General features: G+C 68.5%; 19 protein-coding genes. 11 read left to right on the plus strand and 8 right to left on the minus strand.

Annotation, left to right across the window (positions count from 1 at the left end; all coding sequences use genetic code 11):
• Positions 1-2 precede the first annotated feature (2 nt).
• Positions 3-434 (plus strand): DUF2599 domain-containing protein, encoded by a 432-nt coding sequence (locus tag AO501_RS16390; RefSeq protein ID WP_055578704.1) that lies wholly within the window; start codon positions 3-5, stop codon positions 432-434.
• Positions 434-1,117 carry a deoxyribose-phosphate aldolase gene (deoC, locus tag AO501_RS16395; RefSeq protein ID WP_055578705.1) on the plus strand — a complete coding sequence of 228 codons (684 nt, stop codon included), beginning with the start codon at positions 434-436 and terminating at the stop codon, positions 1,115-1,117. Before AO501_RS16390 ends, deoC begins: the two co-directional genes overlap by 1 nt.
• A 1-nt stretch (position 1,118) precedes the next feature.
• Here the strand turns inward: deoC and AO501_RS16400 are convergent, their stop codons facing one another.
• The 3 genes from AO501_RS16400 to AO501_RS16410 are packed head-to-tail and all read right to left on the minus strand — an operon-like array spanning position 1,119 to position 3,576.
• Positions 1,119-2,168, minus strand: coding sequence for a DUF2993 domain-containing protein (locus tag AO501_RS16400; RefSeq protein ID WP_055578706.1), 1,050 nt, complete (start codon positions 2,166-2,168; stop codon positions 1,119-1,121).
• A complete protein-coding gene (locus tag AO501_RS16405) occupies positions 2,165-2,995 on the minus strand; it encodes a carbon-nitrogen hydrolase family protein (RefSeq protein WP_055578888.1) in 831 nt (276 codons plus the stop codon). Before AO501_RS16405 ends, AO501_RS16400 begins: the two co-directional genes overlap by 4 nt.
• 29 nt (positions 2,996-3,024) lie before the next feature.
• The gene (locus tag AO501_RS16410) at positions 3,025-3,576 is read right to left on the minus strand and encodes a DUF2505 domain-containing protein (protein WP_055578707.1); all 552 of its coding nucleotides are present in this window, start codon (positions 3,574-3,576) and stop codon (positions 3,025-3,027) included.
• A gap of 40 nt (positions 3,577-3,616) precedes the next feature.
• On the opposite strand from AO501_RS16410, the gene AO501_RS16415 reads away from it, so the two are divergent.
• Both AO501_RS16415 and AO501_RS16420 read left to right on the plus strand, forming a co-directional pair.
• Complete coding sequence (locus tag AO501_RS16415; RefSeq protein ID WP_055578708.1) at positions 3,617-4,711, plus strand: UDP-N-acetylmuramate dehydrogenase; 1,095 nt, start codon at positions 3,617-3,619, stop codon at positions 4,709-4,711.
• A gap of 43 nt (positions 4,712-4,754) precedes the next feature.
• Positions 4,755-6,134 (plus strand): L,D-transpeptidase, encoded by a 1,380-nt coding sequence (locus tag AO501_RS16420; protein ID WP_197419871.1) that lies wholly within the window; start codon positions 4,755-4,757, stop codon positions 6,132-6,134.
• Here the strand turns inward: AO501_RS16420 and AO501_RS16425 are convergent.
• Positions 6,112-6,870 carry an SDR family oxidoreductase gene (locus tag AO501_RS16425; RefSeq protein WP_055578710.1) on the minus strand — a complete coding sequence of 253 codons (759 nt, stop codon included), beginning with the start codon at positions 6,868-6,870 and terminating at the stop codon, positions 6,112-6,114. The two genes, AO501_RS16420 and AO501_RS16425, sit on opposite strands and share 23 nt — an antisense overlap.
• A 181-nt stretch (positions 6,871-7,051) precedes the next feature.
• Between AO501_RS16425 and AO501_RS16430 the strand changes: the two genes are divergently transcribed.
• The 6 genes from AO501_RS16430 (at position 7,052) to regX (ending at position 13,093) form a co-directional block, all read left to right on the plus strand.
• Positions 7,052-8,368 (plus strand): ROK family transcriptional regulator, encoded by a 1,317-nt coding sequence (locus AO501_RS16430; protein ID WP_156452610.1) that lies wholly within the window; start codon positions 7,052-7,054, stop codon positions 8,366-8,368.
• Positions 8,369-8,400: 32 nt separating this feature from the next.
• The gene (mshA, locus tag AO501_RS16435) at positions 8,401-9,765 is read left to right on the plus strand and encodes a D-inositol-3-phosphate glycosyltransferase (protein ID WP_082658675.1); all 1,365 of its coding nucleotides are present in this window, start codon (positions 8,401-8,403) and stop codon (positions 9,763-9,765) included.
• A complete protein-coding gene (locus AO501_RS16440) occupies positions 9,762-10,271 on the plus strand; it encodes a YbjN domain-containing protein (protein WP_055578711.1) in 510 nt (169 codons plus the stop codon). Before mshA ends, AO501_RS16440 begins: the two co-directional genes overlap by 4 nt.
• 13 nt (positions 10,272-10,284) lie before the next feature.
• Entirely contained in the window at positions 10,285-11,040 is a 756-nt protein-coding gene (locus AO501_RS16445; RefSeq protein ID WP_055578712.1) for a phosphoglyceromutase, read from the plus strand.
• Between the two features lie 134 nt (positions 11,041-11,174).
• Positions 11,175-12,410 carry a sensor histidine kinase gene (locus AO501_RS16450; RefSeq protein ID WP_156452611.1) on the plus strand — a complete coding sequence of 412 codons (1,236 nt, stop codon included), beginning with the start codon at positions 11,175-11,177 and terminating at the stop codon, positions 12,408-12,410.
• Positions 12,410-13,093 carry a two-component sensory transduction protein RegX gene (regX, locus tag AO501_RS16455; protein ID WP_055578713.1) on the plus strand — a complete coding sequence of 228 codons (684 nt, stop codon included), beginning with the start codon at positions 12,410-12,412 and terminating at the stop codon, positions 13,091-13,093. Before AO501_RS16450 ends, regX begins: the two co-directional genes overlap by 1 nt.
• Here the strand turns inward: regX and AO501_RS16460 are convergent.
• The 3 genes from AO501_RS16460 to AO501_RS16470 are packed head-to-tail and all read right to left on the minus strand — an operon-like array spanning position 13,090 to position 16,252.
• Positions 13,090-14,967: a GMC family oxidoreductase N-terminal domain-containing protein gene (locus AO501_RS16460; RefSeq protein ID WP_055578714.1), complete on the minus strand. Its 1,878-nt coding sequence runs from the start codon at positions 14,965-14,967 to the stop codon at positions 13,090-13,092. The genes regX and AO501_RS16460 overlap by 4 nt on opposite strands.
• Complete coding sequence (locus AO501_RS16465) at positions 14,964-15,305, minus strand: hypothetical protein (protein ID WP_055578715.1); 342 nt, start codon at positions 15,303-15,305, stop codon at positions 14,964-14,966. The genes AO501_RS16460 and AO501_RS16465 overlap by 4 nt, the downstream gene beginning before the upstream one ends.
• The gene (locus AO501_RS16470) at positions 15,302-16,252 is read right to left on the minus strand and encodes a hypothetical protein (RefSeq protein WP_055578716.1); all 951 of its coding nucleotides are present in this window, start codon (positions 16,250-16,252) and stop codon (positions 15,302-15,304) included. The genes AO501_RS16465 and AO501_RS16470 overlap by 4 nt, the downstream gene beginning before the upstream one ends.
• Before the next feature lie 74 nt (positions 16,253-16,326).
• Here AO501_RS16470 and AO501_RS16475 point away from each other — a divergent pair, with 74 nt between their 5' ends.
• The gene (locus AO501_RS16475; RefSeq protein ID WP_055578717.1) at positions 16,327-17,052 is read left to right on the plus strand and encodes a FadR/GntR family transcriptional regulator; all 726 of its coding nucleotides are present in this window, start codon (positions 16,327-16,329) and stop codon (positions 17,050-17,052) included.
• A 1-nt stretch (position 17,053) separates the two neighbouring features.
• Here AO501_RS16475 and AO501_RS16480 read toward each other — a convergent pair whose 3' ends face one another.
• Entirely contained in the window at positions 17,054-17,833 is a 780-nt protein-coding gene (locus tag AO501_RS16480; RefSeq protein WP_055578718.1) for a hypothetical protein, read from the minus strand.
• Between the last annotated feature and the right edge of the window lie 109 nt (positions 17,834-17,942).

Below are 17,942 nucleotides of genomic sequence, written 5' to 3' on the forward strand. Positions count from 1 at the left end.
GGATGAAGGTCGTGCTGGTTGCGCCGGCGGCGGCGCTCATTTCGCTGCTGGGCGCCGTGCCCGCAGCTGCCGATCCAGGATCGGGCCCGTCATACCCGCCACCCTTCGTGGACCACACCGAATGGGCTTATTGGGGCGGGTTGTCCAGTCTGCGCGTGTATCCGACCCCTTCGGGCCGCGCTGCGTCCCGAATCTCGGGAACCGCCGGCGGCTACCCGCAAGCCGCTGACGAAGCCTGGTCGGAGGTACTCGCGCAATCACCCGATGCCGACACACCAGGCATGCGTGCGCAGTTCGTCTGCCACTGGCAGTTCGCCGAGATCGCGCAGCCGGGCAAAACCAGCTGGAACCTCGAGCCGTGGCGGCCGGTCGTCGACGACGCCGAGATGGTGGCGTCCCGCTGCAATCCGGGCGCCTCGGAGGAGCCCTTCTGATGGGCGCGCCGCCGACCCGCCGGCAGCTGGCCGCGATGGTGGATCACACACTACTCAAGCCGGAGGCCACCGAAGCCGACGTCCTGGCGCTGGTCGCCGAGGGCACTGACCTGGGTGTCTATGCCGTTTGCGTCTCGCCGTCGATGGTGCCGGTCGCTGTTCGAGAGGCTGATGCGCAAGGCGTCCGTGTCGCCGCCGTGGCCGGCTTCCCGTCAGGCAAGCATCTGTCTGTTGTGAAGGCGCAGGAGGCGGCGGCGGCGGTGGCGGCCGGCGCAGCCGAGGTCGACATGGTCATCGACGTCGGCGCGGCGTTGGCCGGACAGTTCGATGCTGTGCTGGCCGACGTCGCCGCGGTACGCGCCGGCGCAAGCGGTGCGGTGCTGAAGGTGATCGTCGAGTCGGCGGTGCTGCTCGCTCTCTCGGACGAACACACCCTGGCCGCCGTCTGCCGGGCGGCCGAGGAGGCCGGCGCCGACTTCGTCAAGACTTCGACCGGCTTCCATCCCGCCGGCGGAGCCTCGGTGCGCGCCGTCGAGGTGATGGCCGCGACCGTGGGCGGCCGGTTGGGGGTTAAAGCCAGCGGCGGCATCCGTACGGCCTCGGACGCGCTCGCCATGCTCGACGCAGGGGCCACCCGGCTGGGTCTGTCGGGCACCCGGGCCGTGCTGGACGGCCTGACTTAACTCAGAGGTCGGCCAGGCAGGGGTCGGTGTTGCCGGCCGGGATGGTGGCGTTGCGTGCCGCGAAACGCGCAATCACTCCGTTGTCGGTGACCTCTACGCTTTCCGCGCGAACGCCCAACGGGTAGTCCTTGGTGAGGCTCGAGGTGTAGTCGTTGAGGGTGGACTGCACGGATTCTTTCGGCAGCGAGAAGCCGAGCGTGTTGAAGCTGACGATCTGCAGCTGAATACCGCCGCCGGATACCACCGGCTTGGCGACGATGTCGTTGAGCATGCCCTTCAACTCGACCGTGTTGTCCTTGGGGTGCGTGACCACGCTGCTGGTGACGAACTCGCCCAGAATCGGGATGGCGTTCTGCACCGACTCCTTGATCCCCTGGGTGGTCCAAGTGATGGTGGCGTCCAGCGCGCCGATCGTACCCTTGGAGTCGCCCTTGTTTTCGAGGTTGATGTCCTGGATGTTGAGCTGCAGCTTCATGCCCTTGGCGTCGCGGATCTGGTTGCCCGCGGTCTCGATCCTGATATTGGTGTAGTGGTCGGTTGCCACCTGCCACAGCACCAGCGGGGTCACCCCGAAGGACGCGGTGGCCTGGTCTTTGACCACGCAGGCCGTCGCCGCGGCGAGCTTGTTGTTGGCTTCGTGCCGCACGTACAGTTCGGCGCCGATCAGTCCGGCGATCAGCAGCGAGAACACGATGATCAGGACCAGCAGGATGGCCAGCGGATCGCGTCGCGAGCGCTTCTTCTTCTTGACCTCGCCGGCCTCGTCCGTCGGCTGCGCGATCGGAGTGGTGCGGTCGGCGCCGGGCATGGGTGGCGGGGTCGGATTGATCCGCCGGGTGTCCGCGTTGGCGGCGGTCTGCTGATCCGTCTGCGGTGGCTGCGGGGCTGTCGGGGGTTGCTGTCCGAGTCCGCTCCCACCCTTCGGGTCGCCGGGATGCAGGCGTCCGGCGGAAGGATCCGCGGGGGCCGGTGGTCGGCCGAGCGGTCCCTGATCGCCCGGACGTGCCCAACCGGATGGGCCTTCGTTGCGTGGTCCCTGCGGAGTCGTCACGTTCGCGATTCTGCCCTATCGGTGTGAACGAAGTTTGCGCGGTTGCGCAGCACCGCGATGTTGTCCCGGGCCTTGGTCACGTCGCCGAGGTCGATGTCGGCAACGATCAGTTGCGGCTGGGAGCCCGCGCAAGCCACCACGTCCCCCAGGGGCGACGCCAGCAGGCTGCCGCCCACGCCCGTCGGCGCGCCCGAGGCGCTCAGTGCGCCGCCGGGGTCGGCCTGACCGGCGGCGATGACGAAGCAGCTGGAATCCAATGCCCGTGCCCGGACCAGCAGGGTCCACTGCTCGAGTTTGCCGGGTCCGGAGCCCCAGGACGCGCAGACGACGATCAGCTGGGCGCCGCGGTCGGCCAGTTCGGTGTAGAGCGCGGGAAAGCGGACGTCGTAGCACAGCGTGAGACCCACCCCGACGCCGTCGATCTCGATGACCACCGGTTGCCGGCCGGGCGCCACCGTGCGCGATTCGGTGAAGCCGAATGCGTCGTAGAGGTGGATCTTGTCGTAACGGGCATCGGGCTCGTTGGGTGTGCCCGGGCCGGCCGCGATCAGGGTATTGGTGACTCGCCCGTCGTCCGTGGGGGCGAACATGCCCGCGACCACGGTGACGCCGGTGTCCGCGGCGATCCGGCGCACCCCATTGGCCCACGGTCCGTCGACCGGCTCGGCGATCGGTCGCAGTGGCACCCCGAACCGGCACATGGTGGCTTCCGGGAACACCACCAGGCGGGCTCCGGCATCGGCTGCGCGCTCGGCGTACTCGCGCACCAGCTGCAGATTCGCGGCCGGGTCGGTGCCGCTGAGGATCTGTGCCAGTGCGATTCGCATGAACGCCAGCTTAGGCATCGCGACTGCGGTCAGCCGGTGCCGTTCCTCGCCGCCGATCCGCCCTCGTTGTTGAGCCACTGGGTGGTGAAGCGCTGCTCGATCGCCACCAGTTGGCCGAGTTCGTTGCCGATGATCCGCTCCAGCTTTCCGCCGATGAACGGCACCCGCACCTGAATCGTGAGCTGCAGTGTCATCCGGGCGCAGCCCGACTCCGCGACCGGCTGCAGCATCGCCGTACCCCACAAATTGACCGGGGCGCCGACGATCGATCCCGCGACGGACGCGGTTGCGATGCCGTCTCTGATCGGGCCCCACGTCTCCTCGCGCCGTACGCAGAGGTCGCCCCGATGCAGCTGGGTGACCAGCGCGGGCAGGTTCTGGCTCAGCATCGTCTGATGCGTGATCACCTCGATGGTGCCGTCATCGCCGGACTCGCCACCGATTCGCATCGACTCCAGGCTGGCCACGTCGACCGGCGTCTCGGCGAGCCTGGCCTCCCAGTAAGCCAGGTCATGGAAGGCCTGGTGGACGTCTCTGACAGTGCCCTCGTAGTCGGCCGACACGTCGAATGAACGCGGCATAACAGAAAACGCTACCGTTACGGGCCAGGAAACGGAGCACATGAAACGGGAAGTCGGGTCGTTCTTTGCCGGCGCGCGCGTCGCCGAGTCGGTGCCGCTTGCACCGTTGACCACACTGCGGGTGGGTCCGGTGGCGCGACGCGTAATCACCTGTGAGAGCAGCGATCAGGTGATTACGGTGTTGCGGGCGTTGGATGCTCAGCCCCACGGCTTCGACGGCGGCCCCGTGTTGGTGTTTGCTGGCGGTTCCAATCTGGTGATCGGTGACGGGCTGCCGAATCTCACAGTGGTCCGGCTCGCCAACACCGGCATCGTCATCGACGGCAATCTGCTGCGCGCCGAGGCGGGCGCGGTGTGGGACGACGTGGTGGTCCGGTCCATCGAGCACGGACTGGGCGGGCTGGAGTGCCTGTCGGGCATTCCCGGTTCGGCCGGGGCCACGCCGGTGCAGAACGTCGGCGCGTACGGCGTGGAGGTCTCCGACACCATCACCCGGGTCAGGTTGCTGAATCGCCGCAGCGGTGAGGTGGACTGGGTGCCCGCGGAGGAACTGCAGTTCGGGTACCGCACCAGCGTGCTCAAGCGCGCCGACGGACTCGATCTGCCCGGCATCGTCCTGGAAGTCGAGTTTGCGCTGGATGCCGGCGGACGCAGTGCGCCGCTGCGTTACGGAGAGTTGACGACGGCTCTGGGCGCGACCAGCGGGGAGCGCGCCGAACCGCAAGCGGTCCGCGCGGCGGTACTGGCGCTGCGGGCCCGAAAAGGGATGGTGCTCGACGCTGCCGACCACGACACCTGGAGCGTGGGCTCGTTCTTCACCAACCCGGTGGTCACCCGGGAGGTCTACGAGCGCCTGGCGGCAGCGACCGACGGGCCGGTGCCCAACTACCCGGCGCCCGACGGGGTGAAGCTGGCCGCGGGCTGGTTGGTAGAGCGCGCCGGTTTCGGGAAGGGGTTCCCCGACGAGAATGCGCCGTGCCGCCTGTCCACCAAGCACGCACTGGCCCTCACCAACCGCGGCAACGCCACCTCGGAGGACGTGATGGTACTGGCGCGCACCGTTCGGGACGGAGTTCGTGACGTGTTTGGTATCACACTGAAACCCGAGCCTGTCCTGGTCGGATGCGCTTTGTAGCTGCTATTTTTATGCGCGCGCAGCCCCGCCGCACGTCATTGCAGTGGGGGAGAGGGCCTTTCGCCCGGTATCTTTGACGGTTGTGACCACCTCTCGCACCCCCTCGAGCCAAGGGCCGATCAATCGGCGCGCGGCTCTGGCGGCTATCGGCCTCGGGGTGTTCGCGCCGGGTGTCCTGGCCGCGTGTGCCGGTGGCAAGATCACCCCGCAATCCGAGAAGAAGCCGCCGGCCGCGCCCAAGCTGACCTACCAGCCGTCGAACGCCACCGAAGACGTGGTGCCGATCGCGCCGATCAGCGTCAGCGTCACCGACGGCTGGTTCCAGAAGGTCGCGCTGACGAACTCGGCGGGCAAGCCCGTCGCCGGTACGTTCAACCAGGACCGCACCGTCTTCATGACCACCGAGCCGCTGGGCTACGACACCACCTACACCTGGAGCGGGTCGGCCGTCGGTCACGACGGCAAGGCCATTCCGGTGGCGGGCAAGTTCATCACCGTGACGCCGAAGAAGAAGATCGACGGCGGGTTCCAATTGGCTGACGGCCAGACCGTGGGAATCGCTGCCCCGATCATCATCCAGTTCGACGCCCCGATCAGCGACAAGGCCGCGGTCGAGCGGGCGTTGACCATCAAGACCAACCCGCCCGTCGAGGGCAGCTGGGCATGGTTGCCCGACGAATCGCAGGGCGCCCGCATCCACTACCGGCCCAAGGAGTACTACCCGGCGGGCACCACCGTCAACGTCGACGCCAAGTTCTACGGGCTGCCGTTCGGCGACGGAGCCTACGGTCTGCAGGACATGTCCCTGAACATCCAGATCGGCCGACGGCAGATCGTCAAGGCCGAGGTTTCCTCCCACCGCATCCAGGTGGTCACCGACGCCGGCGTGATCATGGACTTCCCGTGCAGCTACGGCGAGGCCGACAAGGCCCGCAATGTGACGCGCAACGGCATCCACGTGGTCACCGAGAAGTACGCCGACTTCTACATGTCCAACCCCGCCGCCGGCTACAGCAACGTGCACGAGCGCTGGGCCGTGCGGATCTCCAACAATGGCGAGTTCATTCACGCCAACCCGTCCAGTGCCGGTGCCCAGGGCAACAGCAATGTCACCAACGGCTGCATCAACCTGTCGACGGCCGACGCGGCGGAGTACTTCCCGACGGCGATGTACGGCGACCCCGTCGAGGTGACCGGCAGCTCGATCCAGCTTTCCTACTCCGACGGCGACATCTGGGACTGGGCCGTGGACTGGGACACCTGGGTGGGGATGTCGGCGTTGCCGGCACCCTCCGGCCGTCCGCCGGGCACTCAGATCCCGGTCACCGCGCCCGCGACGCCGTCGACGGCGCCCAGCCTGTCTGGCACACCGACGACCACCACCACCACTACGACCGGGCCTAGTTCTGGGCCAGGTGGTTGAACCTTCGGGTTGCCGACGCCTGGTCCCGGGGCCGGATGATGATCTGGTCCAGATTCACGTGTGAGGGACGCGAAGCCACGAATCCGATGACTTCGGCGACGTCGGCGGCCACCAGGGGTGTCATACCCGAGTAGACCGCGTCCGCGCGTTGCTCGTCGCCGTCGAAACGAACCAGCGAGAACTCGGTTTCCACGGCGCCGGGGGCAATCTCGGTCAGTCGCACCGGCTTTCCCAGTAGTTCGCCGCGCAGCGTGCGGTGCAGTGCACCCTGGGCGTGCTTGGCCGCCGTGTAGCCGGCGCCGCCGTCGTAAATCTCAAGGGCCGCAATCGAAGTCACGGTGACGATCAGGCCGTCACCGGACTCGATCAACTTCGGCAGCAACGCCCGGGTCATCCGCAAGGTGCCCAGCACATTGGTCTCCCACATCCAGCGCCAGTGCTCCATGTCGGCCTCGGCCACCGGCGCCAGACCTTTCGCGCCGCCGGCGTTGTTGACCAGCACGTCGACCCGGTCCAGCTGAAGGGCCAGCGCGGCAACGTCGTCGTCTTTTGTGACGTCTGCCACAACTGCGGTGCCGCCGAGCTCGGCGGCCAGCGCCTCGATGCGGTCGGCCCGCCGTGCCACGGGGACCACGTGGAAGCCTTGTGCTGCAAGTACTTTCGCGGTCGCCTCGCCGATCCCGGAACTGGCTCCGGTCACCACGGCGACTGGCTTGTGCGGGTCGGGGGAACTCATCGGGACAACTCTAATAAACGTGCTAAATTTTCGGTGTGTACTGCAGTGCCAAGTTCCGCACGACGACCGCGTGTCTCTACGCGGGCGCGTGTTGTTGTCGCGCACTTTGCCGCGCCTGAACTGACGCAAGTCGCGGGTGTGGCCAGGGACCCGGCCATCGGAACTCGTAAAAGGACTGCCAGTGCACTCGACTACCCTCACCCACCAATCGCACAGCCGCACCGGACTCAACGGACAGTTGCGGGCTTACCGGCAGGTTGTGCCCCCGGCATTGCACCTGTCGGACTCGGCGGCGGCCTCGGTGTTTCGCGCCGTGCGGTTACGCGGACCCGTCGGCCGCGACGTCATCGCCAGCGTCACCTCACTGAGCATCGCCACGGTGAACCGTCAGGTCATCGCGTTGCTCGATGCTGGACTGCTTCGTGAACGAGCCGACCTGGCGGTTTCCGGGGCGATCGGACGACCGAGGGTGCCGGTTGAGGTCAACCACGAACCCTTCGTCACGCTCGGCATCCACGTCGGCGCCCGCACCACCAGCATCGTGGCCACCGATCTGTTCGGCCGCACCCTGGACACGGTCGAGACCCCCACGCCGCTCAGCGGCGCGGGTCCCGCTCTGACCGCGCTGTCCCACAGCGCCAGCCGCTACCTGCGCCGCTGGCACCGGCGGCGCGCGTTGTGGGCCGGCGTGGCGATCGGCGGCACCGTCGACAGCGCAACCGGCCTGGTGGACCATCCGCGACTGGGTTGGCGCCAGGCTCCGGTCGGGCCGGTGCTGGCCGATGCGCTCGGCCTGCCCGTGTCGGTGGCGTCGCACGTGGACGCCATGGCCGGGGCGGAGCTGCTCCTGGGGATGCGGCGGTTCAACCCGGGTTCGTCCACCAGCCTGTACGTGTACGCGCGGGAGACCGTTGGCTATGCCCTGGTGATCGGCGGGCGGGTGCACTGCCCCGCCAGCGGTCCGGGCACCATCGCCCCGCTGCCGGTGCAGTCGGAGTTGCTCGGCGGCTCGGGGCAGTTGGAGTCCACCGTCAGTGACGAGGCCGTCTTGGCGGCCGCCCGCCGGCTCCGGATTTTGCCCGGAGTGGCCCCAGCCAATCGCCCGGGTGCGTCGACGTCCGCCATGACCGACCTGCTGCGAGTGGCGCGGGCCGGCAATGACCAGGCCAGGGAGCTGTTATCGGAGCGGGCGCGGGTGCTCGGCGGGGCCGTCGCGCTGTTGCGCGACATGCTCAATCCCGACGAGGTGGTGGTCGGCGGGCAGGCGTTCACCGAGTGTCCGGAGGGGATGGCCGACGTGGAGGCGGCTTTCGCCGAGCGTTCGGTGCTCGCGCCACGCGACATCCGCGTCACCGCTTTCGGTAATCGCGTGCAGGAGGCCGGAGCGGGAATCGTGTCGCTGGACGGCCTTTACGCCGACCCGCTGGGGGCGATGCGGCGATCGGGAGCGCTGAGCGAGCGGCTCGTCGACACCGAGCCCGCGGCCATCGCCAAGTAGGGGTCTGACCTGCGTAGCTGTCGATCCCAGCCATGCGCCCGGCCTTACGCCGCGGCGCGTCCTGTAAAGATGACAGTGTGCGTTACGACGACGAACCACGCCGGGTAGCCCTGCTCGCGGTGCACACCTCGCCGCTGGCACAACCCGGCACCGGGGACGCCGGCGGCATGAATGTCTACGTGCTTCAAAGCGCATTGCACCTGGCCAAGCGCGGTATCGAGGTGGAGATCTTCACCCGGGCCACCGCGTCGGCCGATCCGCCGGTGGTGCGCGCCGCGCCCGGTGTGCTGGTCCGTAACGTGGTCGCCGGGCCGTTCGAGGGACTCGACAAGTACGACCTGCCGACTCAGTTGTGCGCCTTCGCCGCCGGTGTGCTGCGCGCCGAAGCCGCGCATGAGCCCGGCTACTACGACATCGTGCACTCCCATTACTGGCTGTCCGGGCAGGTCGGGTGGCTGGCCCGCGACCGTTGGGCGGTGCCGTTGGTGCACACGGCGCACACGCTGGCCGCGGTGAAGAACGCCGCGCTGGCCGCGGGCGATACCGCGGAGCCGCCGTTGCGCACGGTCGGCGAGCAGCAGGTCGTCGACGAGGCGGACCGGCTCATCGTGAACACCGAAGATGAAGCGCGGCAATTGGTTTCGCTGCACCACGCCGATCCGGCGCGCATTGACGTGGTGCACCCAGGCGTCGATCTGGAAGTTTTCCGGCCCGGCGACCGGGCGGCGGCCCGCGCCCGGCTGGGGCTGGCACCCGATGAGCCGGTGGTTGCCTTCGTCGGGCGCATCCAACCGCTCAAGGCGCCCGATATCGTGCTGCGTGCGGCGGCGCGCCTGCCGGGGGTGCGCATCGTCGTGGCCGGTGGCCCGTCCGGCAGCGGCCTGGCATCTCCGGACGGCCTGGCCCGGCTTGCCGGTGAACTCGGCATCGCCTCGCGGGTGACCTTCCTGCCGCCGCAGTCCCGCGAAGACCTGGCCACCTTGTTCCACGCTGCGGATCTGGTTGCCGTGCCTAGCTATTCGGAGTCTTTCGGCCTGGTCGCGGTAGAAGCACAGGCCTGCGGGACGCCTGTGGTCGCGGCCGCGGTGGGCGGGCTGCCGGTGGCGGTGCGCGACGGCATCACCGGCACGCTGGTGTCCGGACACGAGGTCGGGCAGTGGGCCGACGCCATCGACCACCTGCTGCGGGTCAACGCCGGACCCCAGGGCTGGGCGATGAGCCGGGCGGCGGCCGGGCATGCCGCCACGTTCTCCTGGGAGAACACCACCGACGCGCTGCTGGCCAGCTACCGGCGCGCGATCGCCGAGTTCAGCGCCGGACGTCAGCGCCGGGTGCGCGACCTTGTCGCCAAGCGCAAGCCGAGGCGCTGGTCGGCCCGGCGGGGGGTTGGCGCATGAGTGTGGAGCAGGTGATCGAGGATGCGCTGCAGGCCAGCGAGCTGAACTACTCCAAACATGCCGGCGCGCGCGGCGGGCTGGCCGGAATCATCGTCGAGCTCCCCGGTGAGCGGCGGCTCAAGACGAACACGATCCTGAGCATCGGCGAACACTCGGTGCGGGTCGAGGCGTTCGTGTGCCGCAAGCCCGACGAGAACCACGAGGGTGTGTACCGGTTTCTGCTCAAACGCAACCGCCGCCTCTACGGCGTCGCCTACACCCTGGATAAAGTCGGCGACATCTACCTAGTCGGGCGGATGTCGCTGGCGTCGGTTGACGCCGAGGAGATCGACCGCGTGCTGGGGCAGGTGCTCGAGGCGGTGGATTCGGACTTCAACACGTTGCTGGAGTTGGGTTTTCGGTCGTCGATCCAGAAGGAATGGGAGTGGCGGGTATCCCGCGGTGAGTCCCTGAAGAACCTGGAGGCGTTCGCGCACCTGATAGACGAAGACGACGAGACTGCGTGAGAGACTTGCCGCCATGGGAGACACCGCTACGCTGGTACTGCTGCGCCACGGAGAGAGCGAATGGAACGCCCTCAATCTCTTCACCGGCTGGGTCGACGTCGGGCTGACCGAGAAGGGCCGCGCCGAGGCAGTGCGCGGCGGCGAGCTGCTCGCCGAGCAGGATCTACTGCCCGACGTGCTCTACACCTCGCTGCTGCGGCGCGCGATCAGCACCGCGCACCTGGCGCTGGATGCCGCGGACCGGTTGTGGATTCCGGTGCACCGCAGCTGGCGACTCAACGAGCGCCACTACGGCGCGCTGCAGGGCCTGGACAAGGCCGAGACGAAAGAGCGCTACGGCGAAGAACAGTTCATGGCCTGGCGACGCAGCTATGACACACCGCCGCCGGCCATCGAAAAGGGCAGCAAGTTCAGCCAGGACGCGGACCCCCGGTACGCCAACATCGACGGCGGCCCGCTCACCGAATGCCTCGCTGATGTGGTGGACCGGTTCCTCCCGTACTACACCGACGTCATCGTTCCGGATCTGCGCACCGGAAAGACGGTGCTGATCGCTGCGCACGGCAACTCGCTGCGTGCCCTGGTGAAGTACCTGGACCAGATGTCCGACGACGACGTCGTCGGGCTGAACATTCCGACCGGCATTCCGCTGCGCTACGACCTGGATGCTGACCTGCGCCCGAAGGTCGCCGGCGGGACTTACCTGGACCCCGAGGCCGCCGCGGCGGGAGCCGCGGCCGTGGCCAGCCAGGGTGCGGCGAAAGGCTGATTGCTGCCCCTACCGGACCGTTTGCTGAACATCGCGTTAACAGCAGCGGAACACCTGTGCCGCGGCGTGTGACTTGTCCGATTTTAGCCGTGCTCCGCTAGGGCTGCGTTCACCCGATTTGTAGGATTTTGTATGTGACTGTGTTCTCGGCACTGTTGCTGGCCGGGGTTTTGTCCGGACTGGCACTGGCCGTAGGGATTGTGGTGGGCGCCCGGCTGTCGCGGCAGGCGGGCCAGAACCGCCAACGTGCCGCCACCGACGGGACGGGTATCACCGTCGCGCAGATGCTGCAGCGGATCGTCGCCCTGATGCCCATGGGCGCCGCGGTGGTCGATACCCACCGTGACGTCGTCTACCTCAACGATCGCGCCAGGGAACTCGGCCTGGTGCGCGACCGGCAGCTGGACGACGCCGCGTGGAAGGCCGCGCAGCAGGCGCTGGCCGGCGACGATGTGGAGTTCGACCTGGCACCGTTCAGGCGACCGGGCGGCAGGTCCGGGCTGTCGGTGCACGGCCACGCCCGGTTGCTGAGTGAGGAAGACCGCCGATTCGCCGTGGTGTTCGTCCATGACCAGTCCGACTTCGCGCGCATGGAGGCGACCAGGCGCGACTTCGTGGCCAATGTCAGCCACGAGCTAAAGACTCCCGTCGGCGCCATGACCCTGCTCGCCGAGGCCCTCCTGGCCTCTGCCGATGACACCGAGACGGTTCGCCGGTTCGCCGAAAAGGTGCTGATCGAAGCCAACCGGCTGGGCGACATGGTCGCCGAGCTGATCGAGCTCTCGCGCCTGCAGGGAGCCGAGCGGTTGTCCAACGTGACCGACGTCGACGTCGACGTGGTGGTGGCTGAAGCGATTTCCCGGCACAAAGTGGCGGCGGAAAACGCCAACATCGAGATCCGTACCGACGCACCCAGCGGTCTGCGGGTGCTGGGCGACCAGACACTGCTGGTGACGGCGCTGGCCAACCTGGTGTCCAATGCGATCGCCTATTCCCCGCGCGGGTCGCTGGTGTCGATCAGCAGGCGCCGGCGCGGCGACAATATCGAGATCGCGGTCACCGACCGGGGTATCGGCATCGCCCTGGAAGACCAGGAGCGGGTGTTCGAGCGGTTCTTCCGCGGCGATAAGGCGCGGTCGCGCGCCACCGGGGGCAGCGGGCTGGGGCTGGCAATCGTGAAGCACGTAGCAGCCAATCACGGCGGCAGCATCGGAGTGTGGAGCAAGCCGGGGACCGGGTCGACGTTCACCTTGTCCATCCCGGCATTTGGTTCGGCAGCTGGGCCGGATGACATCAACCAAGAACCTGAGCAATTGCTGGGCCGCGAAATTAGGCCCAGGCAACAACGAGAGGAAGAACTGAGCCGCTGATGACGAGCGTATTGATTGTGGAAGACGAGGAGTCGTTGGCCGACCCTCTGGCATTTCTGCTGCGCAAGGAGGGCTTCGAGGCCACAGTGGTGACCGACGGCCCCTCGGCACTGGCCGAGTTCGACCGGTCCGGCGCCGACATCGTCCTGCTGGACCTGATGCTGCCCGGCATGTCGGGAACCGACGTGTGCAAGCAGTTGCGGGCCCGCTCCGGCGTTCCGGTGATCATGGTGACCGCCCGGGACAGCGAGATCGACAAGGTCGTCGGCCTGGAGTTGGGCGCTGACGACTATGTCACCAAGCCGTATTCGGCCCGGGAGCTGATCGCCCGTATCCGGGCGGTGCTGCGCCGCGGCGGCGACGACGACTCCGAGATCAGCGACGGCGTGCTGGAGTCCGGTCCGGTCCGGATGGACGTCGAGCGGCACGTCGTCTCGGTGAATGGCGATGCAATCACGTTGCCGCTCAAGGAGTTCGACCTGCTGGAATACCTGATGCGCAACAGCGGACGGGTGCTGACCCGGGGACAGCTGATCGATCGGGTGTGGGGCGCGGACTACGTCGGCGACACCAAGACGCTCGACGTCCACGTCAAGCGTCTGCGCTCGAAGATCGAGGCGGACCCGGCCAATCCGGTGCACCTGGTCACGGTGCGGGGGCTGGGTTACAAGCTGGAGGGTTAGGCCGCCCCGACCACCTCTTCGGCCACCGCGAGTGCCAGCGCCATGATCGAGACCTGCGGGTTCACCTCTGGACAGCTGGGCAGGATCGAGGCGTCGGCCACCCACACGCCGTCGACTCCGCGCAGTCGGCCGGCCGGATCGACCGGACAGATCTGCTCGTCGGCGCCGGCGGCCGCCGTGCCGGTCGGGTGGAAGGCCGCCAGGTGCAGGCTTCGCGGGTTGGTACGTGTCAGCACGTCCTGTAGCTCGGCCTCCGACTTGACCGTCGTGCCACCGGGTAGACCGGTAAGCACCTCGACCGCACCGGCGGCGAACAACAGCTTGCCGATGGCCATGAGTGCGACCCGCAGCTTGGCGATGTCGGCCGGCGCGATGTCGTAGCGGACCACCGTCTCGCCGCGCACCGAGTGCACCGAACCGACACCCTGGTCGGCCACCATCGCGCCGAACGTCGCCACCTGGGGCGCCCGGTCGAGCCAGCGCAGCAACTCCGCGCCGTAGCCGGGGAAAACCATCGACCCCATGCCCGGCGGAGTGGAGGTGGCCTCGATGAGCACGCCGTCGGACTCGTGGAACTCGTGGACGGCTGCGCTCTGCAGCACGCCGCGCCACGCGTACACGTCCTCCTCGAAGCGTCCGGCCAGGACCGACGCCGGATGCAGCGCGAGGTTGCGGCCCAGCCGCGGATGTTGACCGATACCGCTGCGCCGCAACAGCATTGGCGTCTCGGTCGTGCCCGCTGCGACGATCACCGTGTCGGCGAGGATGTCGATCGCGGTGCCGTCGGGCCGGCGGGCCCGCACACCGCGGGCGCGACCGCCCTCCACCAGCACCCGCTGCACGCGCGCCTCGGAGATGATGCGCGCACCGGCCGCGCAGGCCTGCGGCAGCGCATTGAGGTGCACACCGAATTTGGCATTGTGCGGGCAGCCGATCGCACACTGGCAACACCCTTCGCAGCCGGGTGCGTTGCGCGGAATGGGCGCGGCCTGCCAGCCGAGCGTTCCGGCGGCATCCAGCAGAAGATTTCCGTTGCGGCCCATCACATCCAGTGGCACCGGGGCGACCTGAAGAGTGCGCTCGACGTCGTCGAGGTGGGTTCGCAACCGGTCCGGGTCGGCGAAGTCCAGGCCGAACTCGTCGCGCCAACGGCGCTGCACGGCATCCGGTGGACGGAAACAGGTGCCGGAGTTCACCACTGTGGTGCCGCCGACCGCGCGGCCCATCGGCAGTACCACGGCCGGGCGGCCCAGGGCGATGGTCGCGCCGGCCCCCCGGTACAGGCCGGCGTAGCGGTCGATCGGATGGGTGGTGCGGAACTCCTGCACCGTCCACCGTCGCCCCTCTTCGAGCACGACGGTGTCCAGGCCGGCCCGGGCCAGGGTCCGGGCCGCCATCGCGCCGCCGGCGCCGGACCCGACGATCACCACGTCTGTGGTGACCACCGAGGCGCTGGCGGAGGACGGGATGACGTCAAGTGCCGCGTCCGGGCGCACCACGGTGTCGTCCTGGGCACGCGAAAGCAGTTCGGCCGCAAAGGTATCGGCGCCATTGGCCAACAACCCGATCACCTTCATGCCTTCGACGGCAACGCCGGCATCGGCGTTCAGCGCCGCGATGCGGCGCAGTACCTGTTCGCGTTCGGCGGGGCCGAGCCGCGCCAACGACCGGCCCGTGGTGAGGTAGCTCGCCGCCGCCAGGGAGGCCATGCCCGCCCGCACCGCCATCCTCGAGGTGGCCGGCATCCGCTTCAGGTATCGGTCGACCCGCTGCGTGAACTCTGTCGCGGTCGGCCCGCCGTGCTCCTGCGGCAGCAGTGCGGTGCCGAAGGAGGCTATCGAGGACCGGCCGACGCGGTCGGCCAGCCGGCTCATGACCGTGCCGCCACGCGTCGGCCGAGTGCCCGTCCGAGCTTGAGAAAGAACGGGTAGGTGGCGAAGATGCCGCCGGCCGCGGCGTGTGCCGGCCAGTCCAACTCGGCGGTGTCCAGGTTGAAAGCGCCCGAGTTCCACATGAAGTCGCGGCCGTTGCGGGCGCGGAACGGCCGCCACAGGAAGCCCAGTCCGGGCACGTTGTTGTAGAGGCCGAACGACCCGGCGAAGAAGACGCCCAGGACCGCGGCTTCGGCGACGTCGCGGCGCTCGGGTGGCAGGCGCCGCTCGATCAGCAGCCCGGAGGCGACAAGCAGCGGGGGATCGAGGGCGAAGCTCATGACAGGGACCTTTCGTTGACGGGAGGTGCCTGCTGTCCACGCAGGCCGACTTCGGCGTGGCCGGTGCCTTTCACCGACCACCGGCGGTCGCCGAGTTCGATGTAGATATCGGCCTGTTCGGTGTTGGTGCACACGCATTTGCCGCCGTCGGGGTCGGTGTATTCCAGGCTGACGCACCGTTCGTACGGCTGGTCGACCCGGATCAACACCTCGCGCCGACCGACGCGGCCTTCGATCTGCCAGTGCTCCAGGCCGAGTGTGGTGCGCATTCGCAGCGACGGCAGAATCGTTGCCGGCCAGTCCTTTCCGTCGATGCGGAAGCGAATGAACGCCAGCGGCGCGAGCCGGTTGAGGCCGGGCTTGTGCGACACCGCGGTGACCGCTTCCAGCACGTCGCCGTCGCCGAGGTCGGCATGGATCCAGCCCCAGCGCCTGGCGTTGCCGTGCCCGTAGATGTGGGCGACGTTGCCGCGCCAGCGGTCGACGGGGATGTCGGTGTCGTCGATGGTCAGAGTGCCGGTGAAGTCGGCCGTGGGGGCCAGCACCACCTGGGCGCCGGGCAGCACTTCACGTTCCCAGGCCAGGCGGGGGAATGTCCACAGCGGTGCGCCGGTGTCCTTCCAGGACAGGTCCCAGGTCAGCGAGCGCGCGCCTCCGGACAGCCGCTCGGGACCCACCAGGGCGCCCGCCGCGTCGAACCACGGGGCTCCGGCGGCGGGCCGGACGGGTTCGGGGCCGAAACGCTCGGTGCGTGGCGATCCCTGCGGCGGAAACCAGGTCACCCAGCCGTGTGCGTACGGTTCACCGGCCGTGGGCGCCACCGTCTCGCAGTGCACCCAGAGTCCGGCGTGTGACACCGGATCCGAAAGGGTGGCGTACCACACTTCGAGGCGGCCTGGCGTACCCCGCCAGCGGGGGACCGCGGCCGATCGCATTTCCTCGTCCACTGCCTTACCTCCGTTTGGACACGCGGCCAGGGTTGTGCCTGGGTGACCGCCACCATACTATATTGGTTGAGCCAATGAACCAATCTTCTCCGATACCTCCGCCGGATCGTCAGCGCGTCGATGAGCAGATCGCCGCGTCGATCGCCGATGCCATCCTCGACGGCGTGTTTCCGCCGGGCTCGACGCTGCCGCCCGAGCGGGAACTTGCTGATCAACTCGGTGTCAACCGCACCTCGCTGCGCCAGGGGCTGGCGCGACTGCAGCAGATGGGGCTGATCGAAGTACGGCAGGGCAGCGGCAGCGTGGTGCGCGATCCGGCCGGCCTCACGCATCCGGCGGTGGTGGAAGCGCTGGTGCGCAAGCTGGGGCCGGAGTTCCTGGTCGAACTGCTCGAGGTGAGGGCGGCACTGGGCCCGGTGATCGGCCGGCTTGCCGCGGAGCGTGCCAAACCGCAGGACCACCAGGCGCTGGCCGCCGCGCTGGCCGAGGTCCGGGCGGCGCAGACGGCCGCCGCCAGACAGGCGGCTGACCTCGCCTACTTCCATGCCCTCATCCACAGCACGCGCAACCGGGCCCTGAGTTTGCTGTATCGCTGGGTGGAAGACGCCTTCGGCGGCCGTGAACACGAACTCACCCGCGCCTACGACGACGCGGAACCCGTCGTCGCCGATCTCGCGGCGATCACCGACGCGGTGGCCGCCGGCGATGCGACCGCAGCCGCCGCCGCTGTCCAGGCCTACCTGAACGCCAGCGCGATGCGAATGGTGCTCGCCTACACCAGCGTGCAGGGCGAGGGTTAGGTTACTCGGCCGCCCGGGTGGCCGGATGTACCGCCACAAGCCCTAATTGGCTGCGGCGCTTGCACATTGCGGCCAGCTCCGCATAGGCTTTCTCGCCGAGCAGTTCGGTGAGTTCGTCGGCGAGGCTTTGCCAGACCTGCTGAGCGCCGACGTGGGCGGCCGGATCGCCGGTGCAGTACCAGTGCAGGTCCGCCCCGCCGGAACCCCAGCCGCGCCGGTCGTACTCGGTGACCGTGGTCTTGAGGATCTCGGTGCCGTCGGGGCGGGTCACCCAGTCCTGACTGCGCCGGATCGGCAACTGCCAGCACACGTCGGGTTTCATCGTCAGCGGCGGCACCCCCAGTTTGAGGGCTTTGCTGTGCAGTGCGCATCCGACGCCACCGGGAAAACCCGGGCGGTTCAGGAAGATGCAGGCGTTCTTGTGTTTGCGGGTGCGGTACTGCGGCTCACCGTCGTTCTCGTCGAGTTCCAGGTACCCCTTCCGGCCCAGGCCCTTGTCGCGGAACTGCCAGTCGTCCTTGGTCAGCTTCTGCACCGCGTCGTCCAACCGGGCACGGTCGTCGTCGTCGGACAGGAATGCGCCATGGGAGCAGCAGCCGTCGTCCGGGCGGCCCGCCACCGTGCCCTGACACGCCGGGGTGCCGAACACACACGTCCACCGGGACAGCAGCCAGGTCATGTCGGCCGCGATGAGGTGTTCGGGATTGTCGGGGTCGTAGAACTCCACCCATTCGCGGGTGAAGTCCAGATCGACCTCTTGTCCGGGCCGCCAGTTCGCCACGGGTGCAACGTTAGTGCACGATTCCTGCGACCACCGGGGACGCCGTCGGTGTCGCCGGCCGGGCCTTGCGCAGCGGGTCGCGATACGGGTGCGCCGTCGCCCCGACTAG

This window comes from Mycobacterium gordonae (assembly GCF_001417955.2).
Lineage (GTDB): Bacteria > Actinomycetota > Actinomycetes > Mycobacteriales > Mycobacteriaceae > Mycobacterium > Mycobacterium gordonae_B.